This window comes from Pseudonocardia yuanmonensis (assembly GCF_039542425.1).
GTDB lineage: Bacteria > Actinomycetota > Actinomycetes > Mycobacteriales > Pseudonocardiaceae > Pseudonocardia > Pseudonocardia yuanmonensis.
Window position 1 is genome coordinate 144,516 of sequence record NZ_BAABIC010000011.1, and the last position, 21,846, is coordinate 166,361.

At 72.8% G+C, this 21,846-nt stretch carries 21 protein-coding genes; 10 read left to right on the top strand and 11 right to left on the bottom strand.

The genetic code is table 11. The features are described from left to right. Positions 1-64: 64 nt before the first annotated feature. The 3 genes from ABD990_RS17810 to ABD990_RS17820 all read right to left on the bottom strand — a co-directional run bounded on the left by ABD990_RS17810 (position 65) and on the right by ABD990_RS17820 (position 2,127). Complete coding sequence (locus ABD990_RS17810; RefSeq protein ID WP_345381683.1) at positions 65-370, bottom strand: hypothetical protein; 306 nt, start codon at positions 368-370, stop codon at positions 65-67. Positions 371-488: 118 nt separating this feature from the next. Beyond that, positions 489-1,667: a fumarylacetoacetate hydrolase family protein gene (locus ABD990_RS17815; protein ID WP_345381684.1), complete on the bottom strand. Its 1,179-nt coding sequence runs from the start codon at positions 1,665-1,667 to the stop codon at positions 489-491. Between the two features lie 10 nt (positions 1,668-1,677). Further along, a complete protein-coding gene (locus ABD990_RS17820) occupies positions 1,678-2,127 on the bottom strand; it encodes a DUF2867 domain-containing protein (protein WP_345381685.1) in 450 nt (149 codons plus the stop codon). A gap of 578 nt (positions 2,128-2,705) precedes the next feature. On the opposite strand from ABD990_RS17820, the gene ABD990_RS17825 reads away from it, so the two are divergent. The 4 genes from ABD990_RS17825 (at position 2,706) to ABD990_RS17840 (ending at position 5,441) form a co-directional block, all read left to right on the top strand. Further along, positions 2,706-3,311, top strand: a complete 606-nt coding sequence (locus ABD990_RS17825; protein ID WP_345381686.1) for a TetR/AcrR family transcriptional regulator — start codon at positions 2,706-2,708, stop codon at positions 3,309-3,311. 46 nt (positions 3,312-3,357) lie between these two features. Beyond that, positions 3,358-3,582, top strand: a complete 225-nt coding sequence (locus ABD990_RS17830) for an FDXHR family putative zinc-binding protein (RefSeq protein ID WP_345381687.1) — start codon at positions 3,358-3,360, stop codon at positions 3,580-3,582. A 120-nt stretch (positions 3,583-3,702) separates the two neighbouring features. Beyond that, positions 3,703-4,791: an S-(hydroxymethyl)mycothiol dehydrogenase gene (locus tag ABD990_RS17835; RefSeq protein WP_345381688.1), complete on the top strand. Its 1,089-nt coding sequence runs from the start codon at positions 3,703-3,705 to the stop codon at positions 4,789-4,791. Beyond that, positions 4,791-5,441, top strand: coding sequence for an MBL fold metallo-hydrolase (locus ABD990_RS17840; protein ID WP_345381689.1), 651 nt, complete (start codon positions 4,791-4,793; stop codon positions 5,439-5,441). The genes ABD990_RS17835 and ABD990_RS17840 overlap by 1 nt, the downstream gene beginning before the upstream one ends. Positions 5,442-5,499: 58 nt before the next feature. Here ABD990_RS17840 and ABD990_RS17845 read toward each other — a convergent pair whose 3' ends face one another. Both ABD990_RS17845 and mtnA read right to left on the bottom strand, forming a co-directional pair. Further along, positions 5,500-6,642, bottom strand: a complete 1,143-nt coding sequence (locus tag ABD990_RS17845) for an MFS transporter (protein ID WP_345381690.1) — start codon at positions 6,640-6,642, stop codon at positions 5,500-5,502. Then, positions 6,639-7,559 carry an S-methyl-5-thioribose-1-phosphate isomerase gene (gene mtnA / locus ABD990_RS17850; RefSeq protein ID WP_425569620.1) on the bottom strand — a complete coding sequence of 307 codons (921 nt, stop codon included), beginning with the start codon at positions 7,557-7,559 and terminating at the stop codon, positions 6,639-6,641. The genes ABD990_RS17845 and mtnA overlap by 4 nt, the downstream gene beginning before the upstream one ends. A 153-nt stretch (positions 7,560-7,712) precedes the next feature. Here mtnA and ABD990_RS17855 point away from each other — a divergent pair, with 153 nt between their 5' ends. The 6 genes from ABD990_RS17855 to ABD990_RS17880 all read left to right on the top strand — a co-directional run bounded on the left by ABD990_RS17855 (position 7,713) and on the right by ABD990_RS17880 (position 14,093). After that, positions 7,713-8,648 carry a metal ABC transporter solute-binding protein, Zn/Mn family gene (locus ABD990_RS17855; RefSeq protein ID WP_345381692.1) on the top strand — a complete coding sequence of 312 codons (936 nt, stop codon included), beginning with the start codon at positions 7,713-7,715 and terminating at the stop codon, positions 8,646-8,648. Positions 8,649-8,650: 2 nt separating this feature from the next. After that, positions 8,651-9,388: a metal ABC transporter ATP-binding protein gene (locus tag ABD990_RS17860; RefSeq protein WP_345381693.1), complete on the top strand. Its 738-nt coding sequence runs from the start codon at positions 8,651-8,653 to the stop codon at positions 9,386-9,388. Continuing rightward, positions 9,376-10,563: a metal ABC transporter permease gene (locus ABD990_RS17865; protein WP_345381694.1), complete on the top strand. Its 1,188-nt coding sequence runs from the start codon at positions 9,376-9,378 to the stop codon at positions 10,561-10,563. The genes ABD990_RS17860 and ABD990_RS17865 overlap by 13 nt, the downstream gene beginning before the upstream one ends. Then, the gene (locus ABD990_RS17870; RefSeq protein WP_345381695.1) at positions 10,560-11,447 is read left to right on the top strand and encodes a metal ABC transporter permease; all 888 of its coding nucleotides are present in this window, start codon (positions 10,560-10,562) and stop codon (positions 11,445-11,447) included. The genes ABD990_RS17865 and ABD990_RS17870 overlap by 4 nt, the downstream gene beginning before the upstream one ends. A gap of 16 nt (positions 11,448-11,463) precedes the next feature. Beyond that, positions 11,464-12,534, top strand: a complete 1,071-nt coding sequence (locus ABD990_RS17875; RefSeq protein ID WP_345381696.1) for a gamma-glutamylcyclotransferase — start codon at positions 11,464-11,466, stop codon at positions 12,532-12,534. A 155-nt stretch (positions 12,535-12,689) separates the two neighbouring features. Next, entirely contained in the window at positions 12,690-14,093 is a 1,404-nt protein-coding gene (locus tag ABD990_RS17880) for an MFS transporter (RefSeq protein ID WP_345381697.1), read from the top strand. A gap of 49 nt (positions 14,094-14,142) precedes the next feature. Here ABD990_RS17880 and ABD990_RS17885 read toward each other — a convergent pair whose 3' ends face one another. The 6 genes from ABD990_RS17885 to ABD990_RS17910 all read right to left on the bottom strand — a co-directional run bounded on the left by ABD990_RS17885 (position 14,143) and on the right by ABD990_RS17910 (position 21,564). Next, positions 14,143-15,258, bottom strand: a complete 1,116-nt coding sequence (locus ABD990_RS17885; protein WP_345381698.1) for an amidohydrolase family protein — start codon at positions 15,256-15,258, stop codon at positions 14,143-14,145. Between the two features lie 12 nt (positions 15,259-15,270). Further along, positions 15,271-16,959, bottom strand: a complete 1,689-nt coding sequence (groL, locus tag ABD990_RS17890; RefSeq protein ID WP_345381700.1) for a chaperonin GroEL — start codon at positions 16,957-16,959, stop codon at positions 15,271-15,273. Positions 16,960-17,101: 142 nt separating this feature from the next. Continuing rightward, a complete protein-coding gene (gene mimD / locus ABD990_RS17895) occupies positions 17,102-17,476 on the bottom strand; it encodes a propane 2-monooxygenase effector subunit MimD (protein WP_345381701.1) in 375 nt (124 codons plus the stop codon). Continuing rightward, positions 17,473-18,675, bottom strand: a complete 1,203-nt coding sequence (locus ABD990_RS17900) for a ferritin family protein (protein ID WP_345381702.1) — start codon at positions 18,673-18,675, stop codon at positions 17,473-17,475. The genes mimD and ABD990_RS17900 overlap by 4 nt, the downstream gene beginning before the upstream one ends. After that, positions 18,672-19,727 carry an FAD-binding oxidoreductase gene (locus ABD990_RS17905; protein ID WP_345381703.1) on the bottom strand — a complete coding sequence of 352 codons (1,056 nt, stop codon included), beginning with the start codon at positions 19,725-19,727 and terminating at the stop codon, positions 18,672-18,674. The genes ABD990_RS17900 and ABD990_RS17905 overlap by 4 nt, the downstream gene beginning before the upstream one ends. Positions 19,728-19,926: 199 nt before the next feature. Then, positions 19,927-21,564: a ferritin family protein gene (locus ABD990_RS17910; protein WP_345381765.1), complete on the bottom strand. Its 1,638-nt coding sequence runs from the start codon at positions 21,562-21,564 to the stop codon at positions 19,927-19,929. Positions 21,565-21,846: the final 282 nt, after the last annotated feature.

Genomic DNA, 21,846 nt, shown 5'->3' on the forward strand with positions numbered 1-21,846 from the left:
TCAGCGGCGCGGCCGTCCCGCGCCCCGTGCGGTGGCTCTCGGCGGTGGCTCTGTGACGGGAGCCTCAGTGCACCACGCCGCCGCCGTGGTCGTGCCCGGCGTGCTCGTGGTGCCCGTGGTCCTCGTGGTCGCAGTGCTTCCAGTCGTGGTCGTCGTGCTTCCAGTCGTGGTCGTCGTGCTTCCAGTCGTGGTCGTGCTTCCAGTCGTGGTCGTCGTCGCGGTGCTTGTCGTGCTTGTCGTGCTTGTCGTGCTTGTCGTGCTTGTCGTGCTTGTCGTGATGGTCGTCGCGGTGCTTGTCGTGCTTGTCGTGCTTGTCGTGGTGCTTGTCGCCGTGGTGGCCGTGGTCGTGCGAGCTCTTGAAGTCCGGCATCTCCGGTCTCCGTCCTCGTGGTCGCGGCCGGGTGATCCCGGCCGTCGGTATGACCGTCACCACACGCTCGGAGATACGCCGCCCGTCGTTACGCATTGCGCCCGTCGGCGCAGCCGCGTCAGTCCGCGGGGAGGACGGTGCCGCGTACCTCGCCGAGGGAGAAGCGGCCGCCGTCCGGCCGCGGGGCGCTGGCGACGATCGAGACCTCGTCGCCGTCGTGGAGGTAGTGCCGGGTGGTGCCGTCGGACAGGGCGAACTCGTCGCGGCCGCCCCAGGTCAGCTCGAGCAGGCAACCGCGCTGGTCGCGGCGGGGACCGGAGACGGTGCCGGAGCCGAGCAGATCGCCGGGCCGGATCGGGGCGCCGTTCGTGGTCAGGTGTGTGACGAGCTGGGCGGGCGTCCAGTAGAGGTCGCCGCCGGGCGGGGTCGAGAGGCGGTCGCCGTTGAGCCGCACCTCGAGGGTCACGTCGAGGCCGCGGTCGGCCTTGCCCAGCAGGTAGGGCAGCGGCCGGGGATCCCGGGCGGGCGGCTCGGTCCAGGCGCCGGCCAGCTCGTCGAGCGGGGTCACCCAGGCGGATACGGAGGTGGCGAAGGACTTGCCGAGCAGCGGGCCGAGCGGGCGGGACTCCCAGGACTGGATGTCCCGCGCCGACCAGTCGTTGAGCAGGACCACGCCGAAGACGTGGTCGAGCGCCTCCTCCAACGGCACCGGGCCGCTGGTGGTGCCGCCGAGCACGAAGCCCAGCTCGGCCTCGAAGTCCAGCGCCCGGGTCGGACCGAGGTCACCGGGGCCGCGCTGGCCGCTGGGCCGGAGGACGGGGCTGCCGCTCACGTACACCGTGCCCGCGCGCCCGTGGTAGCCCACCGGCAGGTGCTTCCAGTTCGGGGTGACGGTCGCGCCCGGCTTGGCGATCGCGGCCGCGTTGGCCGCGTGCTGCTCGCAGGCGAAGAAGTCGACGTAGTCGGCCACGGTGAAGGGCAGCACCGGGACCACGCCGGCGTGCGGCAGGGCGTAGGGCGCGAGCCGTTCGGGATCGGCCAGCCAGGAGGCCAGCCACTCCCGGACCTCCCGCCAGGCGGGCCGGCCGGCCGCGAGCAGGCCGTCGAGCGAGGGCTCGGCGAGGAGGGTGGGGTACGGGCCGTCCTGCGCGGCCGCCAACGTCCCGACGTCGATGTACGCGGTGCCGGCCGGCGCCACGATCCGCGAGGGCCCCGGGCGCCCCGACCCGGCGACGACGCCGAGCGCGGTGCCCAGGGGCGGGTCCGGCGGGAGCAGGTCGGCGGCCGTCCGCGTCATGCGGGGCACGCTACCCCGGATGCTCGGTTCCACCCGTCGTCGTCGACCTTGCGGGTGCACCCTGCGACAGTCGGCGCGCCGCCGCCGCGAGCATCGACCGGACGACGGGGTGCAGGTGCCGCACCACGCCCCAGTACAGCCGGCCCCAGCCGCCGCGGATCCGCACGACGGTGCTCAGCACGACGCGACCGGGCTCGCGCAGGACCGAGACCCGGAAGTCCAGGTGGCCGGCGTCGGTACCCAGGAGCACCTCGTCGTCCGTGCGGCGCAGGGTGTCGAAGGCGGACCGGTCACCCCGCTCGATCCCGACGAGCCCCACCAGGGCCTGACGGAGGGCGAGCAGGGCCACGACCCACGCCGGCACCCGGCGGAACACCGCGTCCGCCCAGGCCTGCGGGTCGGTCGGCGCGCCGTCGGGCGCGGAGACGGCGTAGGCGTCGGCGGCGTCGACCCGCGGCAACGCCCCGCGGCAACGCCCCGCGCAGCAGCGCGGTGACCGGAACGGGGACGGCGGTGGCCCGCGGTCGCTCGGCGGCGAGCCGGAGCACCCGGACCAGCGGGGACCAGCGAGCCGGCCGAGCGGGCCCGGTGCCGAGCGCACGCTCGGCGGTGTCGAGCAGGTCCTCGAGAACGGCGTCGTGCAGCGGACGCACGGCCAGGGGCCAGAGCACGCGCATGGCGCCGGTCGTCCGCAGCAGCAGCTCGTGCCGGAGGACGCAACGGTCGCGCCCACGGGGCTCGACGACGAAGGCGTGCGTGCCGTCGAGGCTCCGGCCGGGCGCCGCGGTGAACTCGACGAGGCGGCCCGGTTCGTATCGGGAGACCGCGTACCGGAGCCCGCCGTGCCCGCCCGACGCCCCCGGCCCGAGCGGGCGGTCGAACGCCACCGGCAACCAGGCCGCGGGCCAGAGCCGGTCCCCCGGCCCGCCGAGGGCGGCGACCAGCTCCCACACCTGCTCAGCCGGGGCGGGGAACTCGCGCTCGTGCACGTTCCTGACCATCGGAAACCATCCGTACGCCACCGTACGGAGCCCGGCGATGTCGAGGGCCGGACGCAGGACGTTGACCGCGGACGACTGGGCCGCCACCGCCCTGACGGCGCTGGCCGAGGGCGGCACGCGGGCCGTCGCCGTCGAGCCGCTCGCCGCCCGGCTCGGCGCCACCAAGGGTAGCTTCTACTGGCACTTCAGGTCCCGCGACGAGCTGCTGGCCGCCGCCCTCGACCGCTGGGAACGGGTCGAGACCGAGGAGGTCATCCGGACCGTCGAGGCCGAGCCCGATCCCCTCGCCCGACTGCGCGCCCTGTTGTTGCTGGTCCTGGGAGCCACCACCGAGCGGTCGGGCAACGCCGTGGAGCTGGGCCTGCAGGGGGACGCCGGCCACCCGCTCGTCGCCCCGGTGCTCGAGCGCGTCTCCCGGCGCCGGCTCGCCTACCTGAGCACCCTGTTCACCCGGCTCGGCTTCCCCGCGGCCGAGGCGGAGCGCCGCAGCCTGCTCGCCTACACCGCCTACCTCGGGCACGCCCAGCTCGCACACGCGACACCCGCCCTCGCCCCCCGCGGCGAGACACTGCAGGCCTACGCCGACGAGGTGATCCGGACGCTCGTGGACCGGGGTGGTGAGGACGACGGGCCGGCGGAGTGATCACCGGCGCCCGGTTCTGTCGGTGCCGGCACGTACCCTCGCGGCCGTGGCGTCGAGCGAGCTGATCCGGGTGACCTGTTGCGGCTCGTCGTGGGTCGGGGCGGACCGTGCGCACTGCTGCCGCCGATTCAGGGGTTGCGGTGCGGTGTTCGACGACGCGAGGCTCTTCGACGCGCACCGGCCGAAGGGTGCGTGCACCGACCCCCGCGGGCTTGACCTGGTGCAGACGAAGAACGGCATCTGGCTGCGCCCGCTCGACCTCGCAGGCTGAGCGGGCCCGGTCCACGGGGGACGTTCGGGGCGAGGGATGCCGGGCGGCTCGCGCGCGACACATGAAAGGGTCACGATGCGCGCATCCGGCGCGGCGTGGACCGACACAGGAGTGAGAAGCATGGCGCAAGAGGTCCGTGGGGTCGTCTCCCTCGAGAAGGGCAAGCCGGTCTCCGTCGAGACGATCGTGGTCCCGGACCCGGGTCCCGGCGAGGCGGTCGTGGCGATCCAGGCGTGCGGGGTCTGCCACACCGACCTGCACTACCGGGAGGGCGGGATCAACGACGAGTTCCCGTTCCTGCTGGGCCACGAGGCCGCCGGGGTCGTGGAGTCCGTCGGTGAGGGTGTCACCGAGGTCGCGCCCGGCGACTTCGTGATCCTGAACTGGCGCGCGGTCTGCGGTGAGTGCCGGGCCTGCCGCAAGGGCAAGCCCTGGTACTGCTTCAACACCCACAACGCGAAGCAGAAGATGACGCTGAAGTCCGGCCAGGAGCTGTCCCCGGCCCTGGGCATCGGCGCCTTCGTGGAGAAGACCCTGGTCGCCGCCGGCCAGTGCACCAAGGTCAACCCCGCGGTGAGGCCGCAGGTCGCCGGCCTGCTCGGCTGCGGGGTCATGGCCGGCATCGGCGCCGCGATCAACACCGGCGGTGTGAGCCGCGGCGACTCGATCGCCGTGATCGGCTGCGGTGGGGTGGGCGACGCCGCCATCGCCGGGGCGAACCTGGCCGGTGCGACCACGATCATCGCGGTCGACACGGACGACCGGAAGCTGGAGTGGGCCAAGGGCTTCGGCGCCACCCACACCGTCAACGCCAGGAGCACCGACGCCGTCGAGGCCATCAAGGAGGCCACGGACGGGTTCGGCGCGGACGTCGTGGTCGACGCGGTCGGCCGCCCGGAGACCTGGAAGCAGGCCTTCTTCGCCCGCGACCTGGCCGGCACCGTGGTGCTGGTCGGCGTGCCGACCCCGGACATGGTCGCCCCGGAGCTCCCGATGATCGAGTACTTCGGCCGCGGCGGCTCGCTCAAGTCCTCCTGGTACGGCGACTGCCTGCCCTCGCGGGACTTCCCGTACCTGGTCGACCTGCACCTGCAGGGCCGGCTGCCGCTGGAGAAGTTCGTCTCCGAGGAGATCGGGCTGGACGACATCGAGACCGCCTTCGAGAAGATGCACCACGGAGACGTGCTGCGCTCGGTGGTGGTCCTCTGATGAGCACACCCGAGGGCCTGCACAAGGGGCCGATAGACCACGTCGTCACCCACGGCACGTTCTCCCTGGACGGGGGCACGTGGGAGGTCGACAACAACGTCTGGGTCGTCGGCGACGAGAACGAGGTCGTCGTGATCGACGCCGCACACGACCCGGAGGCCATCGGCGAGATCATCGCCGGGCGCCGCGTGGTGGCGGTGGTGTGCACGCACGCGCACGACGACCACGTCAACCAGGCCCCGCGGCTGGCGGACACGTTCAACGCGCCGATCCTGCTCAACCCGGCCGAGGCGCCGCTGTGGGAGATGACCCACCCGAACCGCACGCCGGACCAGGAGATCGGCGACGGGCAGGTGATCAAGGCCGGCGGGATCGAGCTGCGCGCGCTGGTCACCCCGGGGCACTCCCCCGGCTCGACCTGCCTCTACGCGCCGGAACTGAAGACGGTGTTCACCGGCGACACGCTGTTCCAGGGCGGCCCCGGGGCCACCGGGCGGTCGTACTCGAGCTTCGACACGATCATCGACTCGATCCGGGGCACGCTGCTGCCCCTGCCCGGCGACACCGAGGTCCGCACCGGGCACGGCGACTCCACCACCATCGGCTCCGAGGCACCGCACCTCGAGGAGTGGATCGCCCGCGGCCACTGACCCCTGAGAGAGGCGAACGGCACTCTCGCTCATTCCTCTTGAGCGAAAGTGCCGTTCGTCAGGTTCTGGGGCGGCGGGTGAGGGGCAGGACGGCGAGCAGCAGGAGGGCGGCGGCGCCGAAGGCAGCGCGGAAGCCGAACGGTTCGGCGATGGCGCCGAGACCGCTCGATCCGGCGCCGGTGCCGGCGTCGAACCCGATGTTCCACGCGGCGCTCGCGGCGCCGTACCGGGCGGGCCCGGCGACGGCGAACAGCGAGACCAGCGAGTCGTTCTGGACGAACCCGAAGCCGGTGCCGACGGCGAAGGCGCCGACGACGAGCAGCCAGGTCGCCCCGCCGACCGCCAGCACTTCGACGCCCATCCCGACCGCCGCGAGCAGCGTGCCCGGCAACAGCAGCCGGCCGGGGCCGCGCCGGTCCACCAGCCCGCCGGCGAGGCCGCGCCCGAGGATGCCGCCGAGGGCGACGGCGAACAGCGCGACCGGGGCGACCGCGGTCGCCGCCGGGGCGGCCAGCGGCAGGAAGGTGACCAGCCCGCCCTGCGCGAGCGAGCAGGCCAGCATGGCCACCATCGGCCCGGTCCCGCCGCGCCAGCCCCGGACGACGACGGTCCCGAGCTCCGCGGGGTCCCCGGCCCGCGGCTGCGCGGGCAGGGGGCGCTCGGCCCGCAGGAAGGGTGTGGCGGCCGCCCCGAGCAGCGGCGCGATCCCTGCCGCGAGGAACACGCCCGGGAATCCGAGCAGGTCCACGGTCGCGACGCCGAGCGGCAGCAGGACGAGCTGCGGGATCCCGATCGCGTAGCCGTACCGCGCCGACGCCCGCCCGTGCTCGGCCGGCGGCACCAGCTCCGCCACCAGCGCACTGCCGGCCACGGTGAGCAGGCCGAAGCCGATCCCGCGGATCGCGCAGATCAGCAGGACCGGCCCGAGCTCGGCCGTGAGCAGCAGGAACGGGGCGGGCGCCCCGAGCAGCACCAGCCCGGCGCCGAGCACGGCCCGGTAGCCGACCCGCCGGAGCAGGGCCGGCACCGCGAGCTGGGTGACGACGGTGGTCGCCATCAGCACCCCGGTCGTCGTCCCGGCGCCGAACTCGCCCGCCCCGCCGCGGCTGACCCACAGCGGCAGCACCGGCAGCAGCAGGGCGTGCCCGCCGAAGCCGAGCACGGTCACGACCAGCATCAGCCGGAAGGCGGCGCTCTTCATGGTCGCCAGGTGCGGGTGTCGGTGACGATCGCCGTGACCAGCTCCGCCGGCGTCACGTCGAAGGCCGGGTTCCACGCGTCGGCCCCGGCCACGACCTCCCCCGGGTCCCGCTCCTCGATCTCGATGGCGGCGCCGTCCGGCGTCGCGGCGTCGACCGTGGTCTCGGGTGCCGCGATGACGAACGGGATCCCGGCCCGCGCGGCCGCGAGGGCCAGCGGGTAGGTGCCGATCTTGTTGGCGACGTCACCGTTCGCGGCGATCCGGTCCGCCCCGACGACCACGGCGTCGACCAGCCCGCGCGCGATCACCGACGCCGCCGCGCCGTCGACGACGACCCGGTGCGGCACCCCCAGCGCCTGCAGCTCGACGGCGGTGATCCGCGCGCCCTGCAGCAGCGGCCGGGTCTCGTCGGCGACCACCAGCTCCACCCGGCCGGAGGCGTGCAGCGACCGGACCACGCCGAGCGCGGTCCCCCACTCGACACAGGCCAGGGCCCCGGCGTTGCAGTGGGTGTGCAGACGCAGCGGCCGCTGCCCGCACAGCTCCTCGAGCAGGGCGGCGCCGCGCGCGCCGATCGCCCGGCAGGCGGCGACGTCCTCGTCCCGGAAGGCGTGCGCCGCCGCCAGCGGGTCCGCGGCGGCGAGCGCCCGTTCGACGCCCCGCCGCAGGTTGACGGCCGTGGGCCGGGCCGAGGCGATGCGCTCGGCGTCCGCCGGCAGGTCACCTCCGGTGTGCGCGGCGAGCGCCACCCCGTACGCCCCGGCGACGCCCAGCGCGGGCGCCCCGCGCACGACGAGCCGCCGGATGGCGTCGACCAGACCGTCGACCGACGTGATCTCCACCCGGTGCACCTCCGGCAGCCGGGTCTGGTCGAGCAGCACGATCCGGTCGCGGTCCCAGGTGATCGTGGGGGGCAGGTCCCGCGCGACGGTGGTGGAGCACACGCGTGAACCTTCTCAGAACGAGACGACGACGGCCGCCACCGCACCCTATGCTCGGCCCACCCTTAGAGTGGTCTCCTTCGACGGTGTAGGCGGGTCTACATGACGGGTCGGCGCAGGTGGCGGGCGATGCTGGTGCTCGCCGTGTGCGCCGTCCTGCTGAGCGGCTGCGCCGCCCGGACCGTGACGGCGGACCGTGAGCCGGTGGCCGAGCGGCAGGTCCGGGTCACCACGACCACCACGATGATCACGGACGCGGTGCACCGGATCGGCGGCGACCGCGTGCAGGTCACGGGGCTCATGGGCCCCGGGGTCGACCCGCACCTGTTCAAGGCGAGCGCCCGGGACGTCCGGCTGCTGCGGGACGCCGACCTGATCCTCTACGGCGGCCTGGGCCTGGAGGGGAAGATGGGCGACCTGCTCGCCGATCTCGCCGCGCGGCAGCCCACCGCCGCCGTCACGGACGGGATCCCGCACACCGCGCTCCTGACCCACCCCGGCTCGCCCGAGCCGGACCCGCACGTCTGGTTCGACGTCGCGCTGTGGGAGGACTGCGCCCGCACGATCGCCGACCGGCTCTCCGCGCTGGACCCGCAGCACGCCGACGTCTACCGGGTCAACCTCGACTCGTACCTCGCCGAGCTGACCGGGCTCGACGCCGAGGTGCGCGAGCGGATCGCGGCCGTGCCGCCCGGCCAGCGGCTGCTCGTGACCTCGCACGACGCGTTCGCCTACTTCGGCCGCCGCTACGGCATCGAGGTCGCCGCGATCCAGGGCATCTCCACGGCCGCCGAGGCCACGACGGCCGACGTGGAGCGCGTCGCCGAACTGCTCGCCTCCCGCCGGGTCCCGGCCGCCTTCATCGAGACCTCGGTCCCGCGGCAGACCGTCGACGCGCTGCTCGCCGCGACCGCCGAGCGGGGGTTCAGGGCCTCGATCGGCGGGGAGCTGTACACCGACTCCGCCGGCGAGCCGGGGACGCCGGAGGGGACGTACACGGGCATGGTCCGCAAGAACGCCGAACTGATCGCGAGCGCCCTCGGGGCGCCGGGCCGGGAAGGGTGAGGATGCACGCTCTGGAGATCTCCGCGCTCACCGTGTCCTACCGGGCCGCGCCCGCGTTGTGGCAGGTCGACGCGACCTTCCCGCGCGGCGCCCTGTCGGCGATCGTCGGCCCGAACGGCGCGGGCAAGTCGACGCTGCTCAAGGCCGCGCTCGGGCTGGTCCCCGCCGACTCCGGCACGGTCCGGATCGCCGGCGCGCAGGGCCGGGCGGCGCTGGAGAACCTCGCGTACGTGCCCCAGGCCGAGTCCGTGGACTGGGACTTCCCGATCACCGTGGCCGAGGTCGTCGCGATGGGCCGCTACCGGGCCGCCGGCTGGTTCCGCCGGATCGGCCGCGCGGACCGGCGGATCGCCGCGGAGTGCCTGGACCGGGTGGGCATGGCCCCGCTGGCCCGGCGGCAGATCGGCCAGCTCTCCGGCGGCCAGCGGCAGCGCGTGTTCCTCGCCAGGGCCCTCGCGCAGCAGGCCGAGGTGCTGGTGATGGACGAGCCCTTCGCCGGGGTCGACGCCCGCACCCAGGCCGACCTGCTCGAACTGCTCCGCAGGCTGGCCGACGAGGGCGGCTCCACGGTCGTCGTGCACCACGACCTCGCCCAGGTCCGCAGCGCCTTCGACTGGGTGCTGCTGCTCAACGTCCGCGCGCTCGGCTGCGGGCCGACGGCGGAGGTGCTCACCGAGGAGGCCGTCCGCCGCGCCTACGGGGCCGGCCTGCCCGAGGGGACGCCGGTGTGGACCGGCTAGGGCTGGACTCCCTGGGCGCCCTGCTCGGCCTGCCCTACACCGACACCGTCGTCGTCGCGGGGGCGCTGGTCCTCGGTGTGACGAGCGGTGTGCTGGGCTCGTTCGCGGTGCTCCGCGGCCGCTCACTGGTCGGCGACGCCATCGCGCACTCCACGCTGCCCGGGGTCTGCGTGGCCTTCCTCGTGCTCGGCACCAAGGAGGTCGCCGGGCTGCTCGCGGGTGCGGCCGTCGCGGGGTTGGTCGCGGCACTGCTCATGGTGGCGGTGGAACGGTCCCGGCTGCGGCCGGACACCGCGATCGGCGTGGTGCTCTCCGGGTTCTTCTCCCTCGGCATCGTGCTGCTCACCCACATCACCGCGGGCGGCAACGCCCAGCAGGCGGGCCTGGAGAGCTTCCTGTTCGGGCAGGCCGCGGGCCTGCTCGAACGCGACGTCGCCGTGATGGCCGCGGTCGGGGCGGCCGGGGTGGCCGCGGTCGTGCTGCTGCGCCGCGCGCTCGCCGCCACGCTGTTCGACCGTGCCTATGCCGCCGCGATCGGGCTGCCGACCCGGGCGATGGAGATCGCCGTGACGGCCTTCCTCGTCGCGGCCGTCGTGATCGGGGTGCGGCTGGTCGGCGCGATCCTCATGGTCGCGATGCTCGCCGTCCCGACGGTGACCGCCCGCCAGCTGGCCGACCGCTTCCCGCGGGTGCTGGTGCTGGCCGGGATCGTCGGCGCGGTCGTCGGGGTGACCGGGGCGCTGCTCGCCACGCGCGGGCAGCTGCCGACCGGGCCGGTCGTCGTGCTGGTCGGGGTCGTGGTCGCGCTGCTCGCGGTGGTCCTGGCCCCCGGCCGCGGGGTGCTGTCCCGGCGGCTGCGGCTCGGCCGGCGTCGCCGCACCGCCCGCCGCGCCACGGCCCTGCAGGACCCGGCGAGCGCCGATCCCCGGACCCGCCGCAGGCTGGTCGCCGCGAACCTGCTCACCCCGGAGGGCATCCTGACCGTCGCCGGGGAGGCCGCGCGGGCCGAGGTCGCGGAACACCTGGTGCTCTGGCGGGCCTGGATCGACCACGGCCCGCAGATCCGGCTGCGGGACGCCCGCGAGCCCGACCCGCTCGACCTGGCCGGCACCCTGGACCCCGAGGCGCTCGCCGAGCTGCGGGAGCGCGCCGGGCTGGACGGGGGCGCCCGGTGACCGCAGACGACCTCACGATAGTGCTGGTCGCGGGCCTGACCGCGACCGCGTGCGGGTTGCTCGGCCCGTTCCTGGTGCTGCGCCGGATGGCCCTGCTGGCCGACGCCGTCAGCCACGCCGTGCTGCCGGGGATCGTGGCCGTGTGGCTCATCGCCGAGACCCGGGCGCCCGTGCCGGTGGTCGCCGGGGCCGCGGCCTTCGCGGTGCTCTGCGTGCTCGGGATCGACGCCGTGCGCGCCACCGGCCTGGTGGCCTCCGACGCGGCGATCGCGCTCGTCTTCCCCGCACTGTTCTCCCTCGGCGTCCTCGGCATCACCCGCTACGCCTCGGACATCCACCTGGACCTGGACTCCACCATCTACGGCGAGATCGCCTTCACGCCCTTCGACGTCGTGACCGTCGGCGGGATCGACCTCGCCCGGTCCGGCGTGGTCCTCGCCGTGGTGGTGCTGCTCAACCTGGTACTGGTCACGGCGCTGTGGAAGGAGCTGCGGGCCACGACCTTCGACCCGCACTTCGGCCGGGTCACCGGGCTGCGGCCGCGGCTGCTCTCCCGCCTGCTGCTGGTCGCGGTCGCGATCACCGCGGTCTCGGCCTTCGAGGCGGTCGGCGCGATCCTGGTCGTGACGATGCTGATCGTGCCGGCCGCGACGGCCTTCCTGGTGACCCGCAGCCTGGCCGCGATGGTGGCCGTGGCCGTCGCCGTCGGCTGGGTGGGGGCGGTGGCCGGGCACGTCCTCGCGCTCACCTTCGACAGCTCGATCGCCGGGGCGATGGGGCTCGTGTGCACGGGCTGCTTCCTCGTCGCGCTGATCGCGTCGCCGCGCGGGGCGGTCGCCCGCCTCCTGCGTGCCCGCCGTCGCCCCGCTCCCGCGGGACCGTAGCTGCATACTGCGGGGGATGCCCCCCGACTTCCCCGACGCCGCGTACCCCGCCGCGCCGTACCCGGGGGTCGTGCCGCACCGCTCGTTCGTGCACGTCGAGGGGGGCGGGCTGACGCTCGCCGCCGACCCGTCCGCCCGCTCGTCCTGGCGCGTGGGCGCCCTCGAGCGGGGCACGGACCTCGACGCCTGGCTCGCCGCGAGGGACGCCCCGCCGATGGCCGGACGGGTCCCGCTGCTCACCTACGGTTCCAACCGCAACCCCGCCAAGATCGGCTGGCTGCGGCGCGAGCTCGGGCTGGCGGGCCCCGTCGTCGTGCTCCGGGCCCGGACGACCGGCCTGACCGCGGTGTGGGCGCACGGCCTGCGTGTGGTCGACGACCAGCGGCCGGCGGTGCTGGCCGCCGCGCCGGGCCTGGTCGAGGAGCACTCGGTGTGGTTCGCGACGCCCGCCCAGGTCGCCGTGCTCGACCGCTGCGAGGGCCGTTCCTCCGGCCGGTACCGCCTGGCCCGGGTGCACACCGGCGAGGTGCGCACCGAGGACGGGACCCTGCTCGACGACGTCCTGGCGTACGTCGGGCTGGCCGGCATCCGGCGCCCGCTGCTGGTCGACGGCGAACCGGTCCGCTGTGCCGACCTGCCGCAGACCGCCGCCCGGGTGCTGCGCGGCGAGCGGGCGCCGTCGGACGGCCTGGAGGCGACCACCCTCGTCGGGGCGCCGGACCCGGACGCCTGGCCCGCCCGGCTCTTCGTCTACGGCACCCTGCAGCCCGGCGAGCGCGCCTGGCGGCTGCTCGCCGGTGCGACCACCGGGCGCGCCGAGCCGGTCACGGTCCCCGGGACCCTGCTGGACACCGGCCTCGGCTACCCGGCGATGCTCCGCGATCCCGGGCCCGGTGTGCCCGGTCACCTCGTCCCGTTGCGGGACCCGGGTGCCCTCCTGCCCCGGCTCGACCGCTACGAGGGCCCGGGCTACGCCCGCGTCCGGGTCACGACCTCCGACGGACGAGCGTGTTGGACGTACGTCTGGATCGCTCCGACCGGGGGTTTCCGGTGCATCGAGCGATGGCGCACGTCTCACTTGGCGTAGTCGCCCGGCGCTTTGTGACCGGCCTCTCAGGGCCAAGGGGACGCCCCGCCACCGGCCCGGCGGGCCTGCGCGTGCGACCGTTCGGCCGCCTGCCACGCCCTGCGGGAACCTGACGGTTCACCTAGCGTGGTCCGGCAACCGAGACGGGGGACGTGATGAGCGAGACCAACGCGGAAGGTCACGGGCACCGGCACCAGGTCGACGAGGCCGACCCGGCGACCGTGCGGAAGGCGGTGGCCGGTGCCGCCATCGGGAACGGCGTCGAGTGGTTCGACTACGCCGTCTACGCCTACCTGACCACGCAGATCGGGCTGAACTTCTTCCCGGAGTTCAGCCCCACGGCCCGCTCGATCTTCGTGTTCGCGGGCATCGCGATCCCCTTCGTGCTCCGGCCGCTGGGCGGGATCATCCTGGGCCCGCTGGGCGACCGGTACGGCCGCCGCCAGGTCCTCGCCGTGACGATCGTGCTGATGGCGGGCGCGACGTTCCTCATCGGCCTGCTGCCCAGCTTCACCGTCATCGGGCTGGCCGCGCCGATCCTGCTGCTGACCTTCCGCCTGGTGCAGGGCTTCTCCACCGGCGGCGAGTACGGCGGGGCGGCGACCTTCATCGCCGAGTACGCCCCCTCGAGGCGCCGTGGCTTCTTCGGCTCGTTCCTGGAGTTCGGCACCCTCGCCGGCACGGTGCTGGGCGCGATCCTGGCCACGGCGGTCCAGCTCGGGCTGTCCGAGGAGGCGCTGAACAGCTGGGGCTGGCGCATCCCGTTCCTCGTCGCGGGTCCGCTCGGCCTGGTCGGCTTCTACCTGCGGTCCAAGCTCGAGGACACACCCGCGTTCCGGGCGGCCGAGCAGGAGCACACCACCACGTCGGCGCCCTTCCGCGAGGTCGTGCGCAACGTCCGGCCGCAGATCCTGCACCTCGTCGGCTTCGTCATGCTGCTCAACGTCGCCAACTACACGCTGCTGACGTACATGCCCAGCTACCTCACCGACACGATCGACATCGACGAGACCGAGTCGCTGTTCGTGCTCATCGGCGTCATGCTGATCATGATGGTGGTCATCACGCCGATCGGGCGGCTGTCCGACCGGATCGGCCGCAAGCCACTGCTGCTGGGCTCGGCGATCAGCACGCTCGTGCTCGCCGTCCCCGCGTTCTGGCTGATCAGCCTCAAGAGCTGGCTGCCCGTGACGATCGGCATCGCCATCCTTGGTCTGCAGCTGGTCATGATGCTCGGCGTGATCGGCTCGGCATTGCCGGCCATGTTCCCCACGCGCAACCGCTACGGCGGCTTCTCGATCGGCTACGCCACCTCGACCGCGGCCTTCGGCGGCACCGCGCCGCTGATCAACGAGAGCCTCATCGCCGCCACCGGGAACACCTACATCCCGGCCTTCTACCTCATGCTCTCCGCGGCCGTGGCCATCTACCCGCTGATCACGATGCCCGAGACGGCCCGGCTCGACATCTCCCACCCGACCCGGATCCCCGGCACGGACACCTACGTGCCCGACCGCGAGCCCGCACTGGCCGGGGGCGACGGCCGCGCCACCTCCTGACCGCAGACCGACGGCCCGGGCCCCGCGGGCTCCGGGCCGTCGTCCGTCGTCAGCGCGCGCGGGCGACGGAGTCGCGCGCGACGAGCGCGTCCGGGACCGGCAGCCGGTAGAGCCGGGCCGCGTTGGCGCCCAGCACGGCCTGCACGGCGGAAGGCCCGAGTCCCCGCGCGAGCAGGGCCGCCGCCGTCTCCCCGACGAGGCGCTCCGGCCGCACCAGCGGGTAGCCGCTGCCGAACAGCAGCCGCTCCGGCCCGTAGGCCGCCAGCAGCGCGTCGAGCGCCTCCCCCGCCTCCCGCGGATGCGTCCGCAGCCCGGCGAGCACCTCGGTGAGCAGCACGTGCACCCCGGGCAGCTGGGCCAGCCGGGTGAGGACCGGCGTCGGCAGCCAGCCCGCGCCCAGCACGAACCGCACGCGCGGCAGCGCGGAGACGAGGACCCGGACCTGCCCCGGGTCGATGCGTCCGGCGGGCGCCGGCCGGGCGTCGCGCTCCCGGACGGGCAGGGCCGACCCGGAGCGCACCGGCTCGGCCCAGCTCGGCCAGCGGGCCCGGATGCGCCCGGACCCCGTGGGCCGGTCCGGGACACCGCCGTGGCTCCAGACGGGGGCACCGGCGGCCGGGTGCGCGACCGCCCCGACCCCCAGGTGCACCACGGCGGCACCCGCCTGCTCGGCCCGCGCCAGCGCCCGACGCAGGGCCGGGTCGTCGAGCCCGAGGCGGGCCTCCGGGCGGGTCCCGGAGGTCAGGGACAGCCCGCGCAGGTCCTCGCGGCGGACGCGGGCGGCGATGCCGCGCCGGCCGGCCTCGTCGGCCGGGTCCAGCTCGCCGGTCACGGCGAACCGGCCGGCGAGCCCCTCCGCGAGCTCCGCGGACCACGCCGACGGCGCGAACCCGAGGACGAACAGCGACCCGAGTCCGAGCGGCTGGAGCACCGCCCGGTCCACGTGTCCCCGCCCCAGCAGATCGGCGACCAGGGAGCGCTCGCCGACCGCGGCGAACTCGTCGAACGGGATCGGCCGCGGGGTCCGGTCGAGGACGCGGTGCCGGTGGTGGAGGTCGGCGACGAACTGCTCGCCCGCCGGGCCCGCCTGGTTGTGCGGGCTGCCGTCCCACGCGTGCACGTGGGCGTCGACGACGACGTAGCGCTCCCCGCCGACCTCGTACACCGCGTACCCCGCTCAGCCCACCGACGGGCCGAGGCCCAGGGACTGCGGGGTGGACGAGTCCGGGCTGGGCTGCGGGATGCCCTCGTCGAGCTGGCCGAACTCGGTCATCAGCGCCTTGTTCCAGGGCGTGACCTCCTCGGCCACGAGCGAGTTCGTGGTGAGCACCAGCCCGGCCACCGACGCACCCGCCTGCAGCGCGGAGCGCACGACCCGGAGCGGGTCGATGATGCCCATCTCGACCATGTTCCCGAAGCGACCCTCGAGGGCGTCGAAGCCGGAGTCGACGTCGAGCGCGGTCATCTGCTTGACGACGTCGTCACCGTCGTAGCCCGCGTTGGTCGCGATCAGGTGGGCCGGCTCCGTGAGCGCCGCCCGCACGATCGAGACGCCGATCTCATAGTCCCCGGACACGTCCAGCTTGTCCAGCACCGGCTCGGCGTGCAGCAGCGCTGCGCCGCCACCTGCGACGATGCCCTCCGCGACCGCTGCGCGGGTCGCCTGCAGGGAGTCGTCGACCCGGTGCCGGATCTCCTTGGCCTCGGCGTTGGTCGCGGCCCCGACGCGGATGATCGCGGCCTTGCCGGACAGCCGCGCGATGCGCTCGGAGAAGAAGTCCTCGTCCGTGCCGATGGTCGCCCGGGCCAGCTCGGCGCGCAGCTGCGACAGCCGGGTCTCCAGCGCTCCCCGGTCGCCCTTGCCGCCGATGATCGTGGTGCTCTCGCTGGTCACGATGACCTGCGACGCCCGGCCGAGGTGCTCGGTACGGATCTGCTCCAGGGAGAAGGACGAGCTCTTGCTGTGCACCTTGCCGCCGCACAGCGCCGCCATGTCCTCGAGCAGGTGGATGCGCTTCTCGCCGAAGCCGGGCGCCTTGATCGCGACGGCCTGGAAGGTGCCGTTGACGTGGTTGTGCACCAGCATCTGCAGCGCCGTGCCCTCGACCGTCTCGGCCACGACGACCAGCGGCCGGCGGTCGCCGCGCATGATCGCGTCCAGCACCGGCATCAGGGACTGGACGTCCTTGATCTTCTCGGCGGAGAAGAGGATGTAGGGGTCGTCGACGATCGCCTCGAGCGTGCCGGGGTTCGTCACCATGTACGGCGTGACGTAGCCGTTGTCGAACTGGAAGTCCTCGACGAAGTCCACCGAGATGCTCGGGAACGGGGCGTCCTCCACGGTGACCACGCCGTCGTCGCCCACGGTGTGCAGGGCCTTGGCCACGACCCGGCCGATGGCCTCGTCGTCGTTGGCGGAGATGGAGGCGACGCGGGCGTAGTCGTCCTCCGTCGACACGGGGTGCGACACGGTCTGCAGGTGCTCGACGAGTGCCCGCACGGCCATGTCGATCCCGCGCTTGACCAGCACGGGGTTGCCGCCGTTGGAGATCGCCTTCATTCCCTGCCGGACGATGGCCTGGGCGAGCACGGTGGCGGTGGTGGTGCCGTCGCCGACCGTGTCGTTGGTCTGGACGGCCGCTTCCTTGACCAGCTGGGCGCCCATGTTCTCGAACGGGTCGCGCAGGTGGATCTCGCGGGCGATGGTGACGCCGTCGTTCGTGACCTCGGGCGAACCCGTGATCTTCTCCAGGATGACGTTGCGGCCCTTGGGCCCGAGCGTGCTCTTGACGGCCTCGGCGAGCTGGTCGACGCCGGCCTGCAACAGGCGGCGGCCCTCTTCGCCGAATCGGAGTTCCTTGGCCATGACGGGGTCCTCCCGGAGTATCAGAACTGCGTTGGTCTGCGGCGCGGGTGCGGATCAACGGGCCCCCGGTGGCGGCGACGCGGGGCAGCGCGGAGACGCTGCGGCGCCACCGCCACCGGCGGGTGTGTGAGGAGCGGCGGTCCTACTGCTGGATCGGCTTCAGGTCGAAGTCGAGGTACTCCGCAGCGTCCTCGGGGTTGGCGAACATGATCGTCCTGTCGTCGAGGTGGACCATGCGGCCGTAGTGGGTGGACATCGCCTCCTCGAACTCGGCGGCGTTGAACCAGCCCTCCTCCTCGCCGGCCTCCTCGTCGACGTCGGCGTAGACGACCTCGAACTTGCCCTTGCCGTCGACGCGGATCATCGACGGCAGGTGCGTCACCTGGACGTTGTCCAGGCGCTGCAGCACGTTGGCGATCAGCACCCCGACCTGGCTGTTCATCAGGGTGAAGCCGCACATGTTGGACGCGGTGTTGTCCGACTTGAACGGGCTCTCGGAGGTCTTGAAGGCGGTCACTGCTTCAGCTCCTCGGGGGTGTCGAGATTGAGGTCGCGGCAGATGCCGGCGAACCGGTTCTTGGCACGGTCGAGGGCGTCCTCGAACCTCGGGGGCTTGTGGTCGGCCTGCGACCACATCGGCTGCATCGTGCGGGCCGCCTCGAGCGCCTGCGGCACCCAGTGCGAGAGCCAGCCCTGCATGAGCTGCTTGTTGTGGTCCCCGAACTCACGGTCCTGTGGCAGGGGGCCGAAGCAGGCGATCGTCCAGCGCAGGTCGCGCTGGGCGTAGTCGAACTCGCCGGCGCCCATCACGGTCGGGGTCACGAAGTCGCCGTTGCCGGCGGCGGACTGCATGACCAGGTTGGACCGGAAGAGCTCGCCGATCAGCGGCTCGAACACGACGTTCGCGGCGAAGATCGCCTCGCCCCAGTCGTCCTGCACGGCGGTGAGCGCCTCGCAGACCTTCCGGGCGCCCTGCCACTCGGCGTCGGAGTTCCACGCCTCCAGGTGGGCGGTGCCGTCGAAGCCGTCGATCTCCTCGGTCAGGGTGAGGTTGTAGAGCGCCAGGTCCTGCGCGAAGCGGATCTTGCGGGCGCTGTTCACGGCCATCGCCGTGTTGTGCATGTTCGTCGGACCGGAGCGCTCGTTCGCGGCGAAGACGTACAGGCCGAGGATGTGCTCGATGTGCATCCAGGCGCCGACGTTGCGCTCGACGAAGCGGATCCAGTTCGGGGTCCAGAGGTCGAAGGCCTTGGCGTTGCGCGCGTTCTCGACGTTCTGGGTGAGCTGCCGGACGACGTTGGCGTTGTACCGGTAGAGGCTCTGCTCCCACTCCTCGTTCGGGTCGCGGAACTCGTGCCAGCCGTGGGCCGGCCAGTTCTGGACGTGCATCGAGCCCGTCCCGACGCCACGCGCCGGCTCCGGCTCGTCGACGCCCCAGGCCTTGAGCTTCGTCCAGTGCAGCGGGTAGCCGGTGCTGCCGTCGGCGAAGCCGTAGATCCAGCCCTGCGACAGGTAGTGCCGCGGGTCGGGCTGGACCTCGACGGTCACGTCCTCGTAGTGGGTCTGCTTGCGCTTCGCGGGCTTGAAGTAGTTGTAGCGCCGCGCGGCGGGGCTCGAGTCGGGGAACTCCTTCGCGCCGGCCTCGGCGTCCGTGAACACGGGCTTCGGGACGCTGCGTTCGGTCGCGGCGGAGGGATTGTTCTCGGTGGTGGTCACTGCCCGTCCTCGCCTTCCTGCTCACCGGTCGTGGTGAACTTGTCGTAGAAGATGTTCTGCTCGCGCACGCCCAGTGCGGTCAGCGTCGCGATCGCCGCGTCGACCATGGGCGGCGGACCGCAGACGTAGGCATCTGCTCCTTCCAGGTTGGTCTCGAGGGTCTTGACCACCTCGGTGATGAGACCGGTGTGGCCCTCCCACGGCTCGCCCTCCGCCGGCTCGGACAGGGCGGGCACGTAGCGGAAGTTCGGGATCTTCTCGGCGAGCTGCCGGAGCTCGTCGGTGAAGCACAGGTCGCGGGCGGTGCGGGCGCCGTAGTAGAAGGTCGCCTTGCGGTCGACCCCGCGTTCGGCCATGGACCGCAACAGGCCGAGCACCGGGGCCATGCCGGCCCCGCCGCCCACGAAGATCAGATCCGACGAGCGGGACTCGCGCAGGGTGAAGGTCCCGAACGGGGCCTCCACCTCCAACCGGTCTCCGGCCTGCAGCTTCTCCGCCAGGTGCTCGGAGAACAGGCCGCCCGGGTAGACCTTGATGACGAACTCGAAGAGCCCCTCGCGGTTGGGGGTGTTCGCCATCGAGAAGGACCGTGTCTCCTCGGTGCCGGGGACGACGAAGTCCATGTACTGGCCCGGGAAGAACTTGATCTCTGCCGGCTCCAGGAGCTTGACGACGAGGTGCCGCATGTCGTGCGTGACGGCCTCGTTCGAGACCACCTCGACGGTGCCCTTGCGCAGCGGGAGGCCGCCCCGGATGATCTCCTCGTCGTAGTTGAGGAGTTCGATGACCAGGTCCTCGTAGGCGTGCGCCCGGCACAGCAGCGTCTGGCCGTCCTCCTTCTCGTAGTCCGGCAGGGCGAAGGTCGAATAGCTGTCGAGCTCGATGTCCTCGCCCTCGAGGACGAAGGACTTGCAGGCCGCGCACTGGCCTTCCTTGCAGCCGTGCATGAGCTGGACGCCGTTCTCGGCCGCGGCGCGCAGGATCGTCTGGTCCTCGTCGACCTCGATCTCGATGCCGACCGGCTCGAAGCGCACCGTGTGTTTGTCGCCCAAGGGAGGACCACCTTCCGACTTGGTTGGGCAGCACCCGCGGCGGGGCCCACCATCACTCCACTGTGGACGGTGATGGTCGCGGGAGACCCCTGGCCCGCGGGTGCGACGTACTGCGTGGGACGACCCCTGACGCGGGTGGGCCGACCCGGGCGGGGGGAGGACCGGAGGACCCGGTCCTCCCCCCTCGCCTGACCCGCGCTCAGGCGTCCTTGGGAGCCGGCCGGCCGGCCGGGCCCTGGCGGTTGTAGTCCGCCTTGAACGCCTCGCGCTCGGCGTCCGACATCTCGTTCAGCAGGACGTTGGGGCTCTGCAGATGCGGCATCCGCCGCATGTGGTCGAGCGTCCACATCTTCTTCGGGTCGAGGTTCAGGTGCGGCTGCGCGGTCATGGTCTTGCCGTCGTCGCGGACGAAGCCCATGTCCTTCACCACGTCGGCCCAGTTCCAGCCGTGGTACAGCGTCTCCCACTCGCGGTGACCCACGAGGCGGCCCATGTTCGGGGTCTCGCGGCCCTGGTACGTCGGGCGGAACGCCTCGGCGTCCGTCCAGCGGCAGACCTCGTGGCAGTACGTCCGCCACTGCCCGTCGACCTCCTGCATGACCATGTCCTCACGCACGAGGCAGGGCACCATGCAGGTCCAGCAGCGGTGCGGGTACACGTAGTCGACGTCCTCGGCCACGATCGCGTTGTGGCCGTTCGGGAGGGCGAGGCGGTTGTAGTTCTCCCACCACTTGCCGTACTTGTCGTACCAGCCCGGGTACTTGTACTCGAACCACTCGAAGTCCTCGTCGGTCATGCCGTCGATGCGCCAGTAGTTGGCGAGCCAACCCGTGGCGAAGAACTGCGCGACCTCGTGGACGTAGCCCTTCTCCCAGATCTGCTTCCAGGACTCCTCGACCAGGTCGTGCGGGATGACCAGGCCGTACTTCTCGAGCGGCAGCAGGTAGGAGCGGTAGTAGTCGTCGTAGATCCAGCGGCGCCACATCTCCGCGTACGACTCGCGGTCCTTGCGGCGGTCCTTCGTGCCGTACTCGATGAACGTGCCGATGGCGGCGTCGACGACACGGTGGTTGTTCCACCACGCGTAGCGCAGGTCGCGCTCGAGCAGCTGGCGGTTGTCCTCGTCCGACAGCGCCATGAGCAGCGTGGCGTAGCCGTTGGAGATGTGCCGCGACTCGTCGGACTGCACGGAGTGGAAGACCGTCGGCAGCAGGTAGTCGCCGTTCGCCGCCGCCTCGGCCGGCATGGCCACGAACAGCGTGTTCGTGAAGGCCGTCTCGGCGACGATCGTCAGGTAGATGCTCGCCGCGGTGATCGCGTCACCGGTGATGAACCCCTCGGCGAACTGGCGGCCGATGGTGCCGCAGTAGTCCGTCTGGAAGTTCCGCAGGCTGTTGTTGAAGCCCGCCGGGTCGATGTAGTTGTTCATGTACAGGCGCTTGAGGTTCTGCTGGATCGTGCTGTGCCGAACCTCGTCGATCATCTGGATCGCCTGGCCGTTGTGCAGCTCCGGGTTCGGGACCGCGTGGAACAGCATCGGCATGGAGCGCGCCGCCGAGATCTCGGGCAACGGGATGATCGACAGGAAGAGCTTCTGCCACTCCAGCCAACGCTCCTGGACCTGGCGGAACATGTTCCCGCGGATCGCGCCGTCCTGCGCCCCGTAGACGCGGTGGTCCTTCTCCTCCTCCATCGGGAAGTAGGACCGCAGGACCTGCTTGAGCGGGTCCTTCTTCGCGGCCTTCCGGAAGGTGTAGTCGGTTCCGTACTTCATGTACGGCTCGTGGTACTGCGGCTCCCAGGCGAGTTCCTGGATCTTCTGGTGAGCCTTCGCCAAACTCTGCCGACTCACGTCGTCTCCTCACGGTGGTGGGGTGAGAGCGCACAGAGCGGACGCCGTGGGATGGCGCGGGAGCCCGCGACGCTGTCGGGCTCTGTGCCCGAGGTCCGCCGTGCCGGAGCCGGGAGTGCGCCCCGTCACAGCTCGCCTCGTGCCAGGAATCACACCGCCGACCCCCCTGACCTGCGGTCTCAATATGAGACGGTGTGGGGCTGACTAGCCCCTTCCGGGTGTGGCGATCCGCCTCTAGCGTGGTCCGGGCCGGGGCGGTACCGTCCG

Excerpts from the sequence above, each read along its gene's own strand:
- groL (WP_345381700.1), bottom strand. The coding sequence starts at position 16,959 with ATGGCCAAGGAACTCCGATTCGGCGAAGAGGGCCGCCGCCTGTTGCAG.
- ABD990_RS17855 (WP_345381692.1), top strand. The coding sequence starts at position 7,713 with ATGCTGGTGCTCGCCGTGTGCGCCGTCCTGCTGAGCGGCTGCGCCGCC.
- ABD990_RS17810 (WP_345381683.1), bottom strand. The coding sequence starts at position 370 with ATGCCGGACTTCAAGAGCTCGCACGACCACGGCCACCACGGCGACAAG.
- ABD990_RS17880 (WP_345381697.1), top strand. The coding sequence starts at position 12,690 with ATGAGCGAGACCAACGCGGAAGGTCACGGGCACCGGCACCAGGTCGAC.
- ABD990_RS17875 (WP_345381696.1), top strand. The coding sequence starts at position 11,464 with ATGCCCCCCGACTTCCCCGACGCCGCGTACCCCGCCGCGCCGTACCCG.
- ABD990_RS17825 (WP_345381686.1), top strand. The coding sequence starts at position 2,706 with ATGTCGAGGGCCGGACGCAGGACGTTGACCGCGGACGACTGGGCCGCC.
- ABD990_RS17815 (WP_345381684.1), bottom strand. The coding sequence starts at position 1,667 with ATGACGCGGACGGCCGCCGACCTGCTCCCGCCGGACCCGCCCCTGGGC.
- ABD990_RS17840 (WP_345381689.1), top strand. The coding sequence starts at position 4,791 with ATGAGCACACCCGAGGGCCTGCACAAGGGGCCGATAGACCACGTCGTC.
- ABD990_RS17860 (WP_345381693.1), top strand. The coding sequence starts at position 8,651 with ATGCACGCTCTGGAGATCTCCGCGCTCACCGTGTCCTACCGGGCCGCG.
- ABD990_RS17835 (WP_345381688.1), top strand. The coding sequence starts at position 3,703 with ATGGCGCAAGAGGTCCGTGGGGTCGTCTCCCTCGAGAAGGGCAAGCCG.
- ABD990_RS17845 (WP_345381690.1), bottom strand. The coding sequence starts at position 6,642 with ATGAAGAGCGCCGCCTTCCGGCTGATGCTGGTCGTGACCGTGCTCGGC.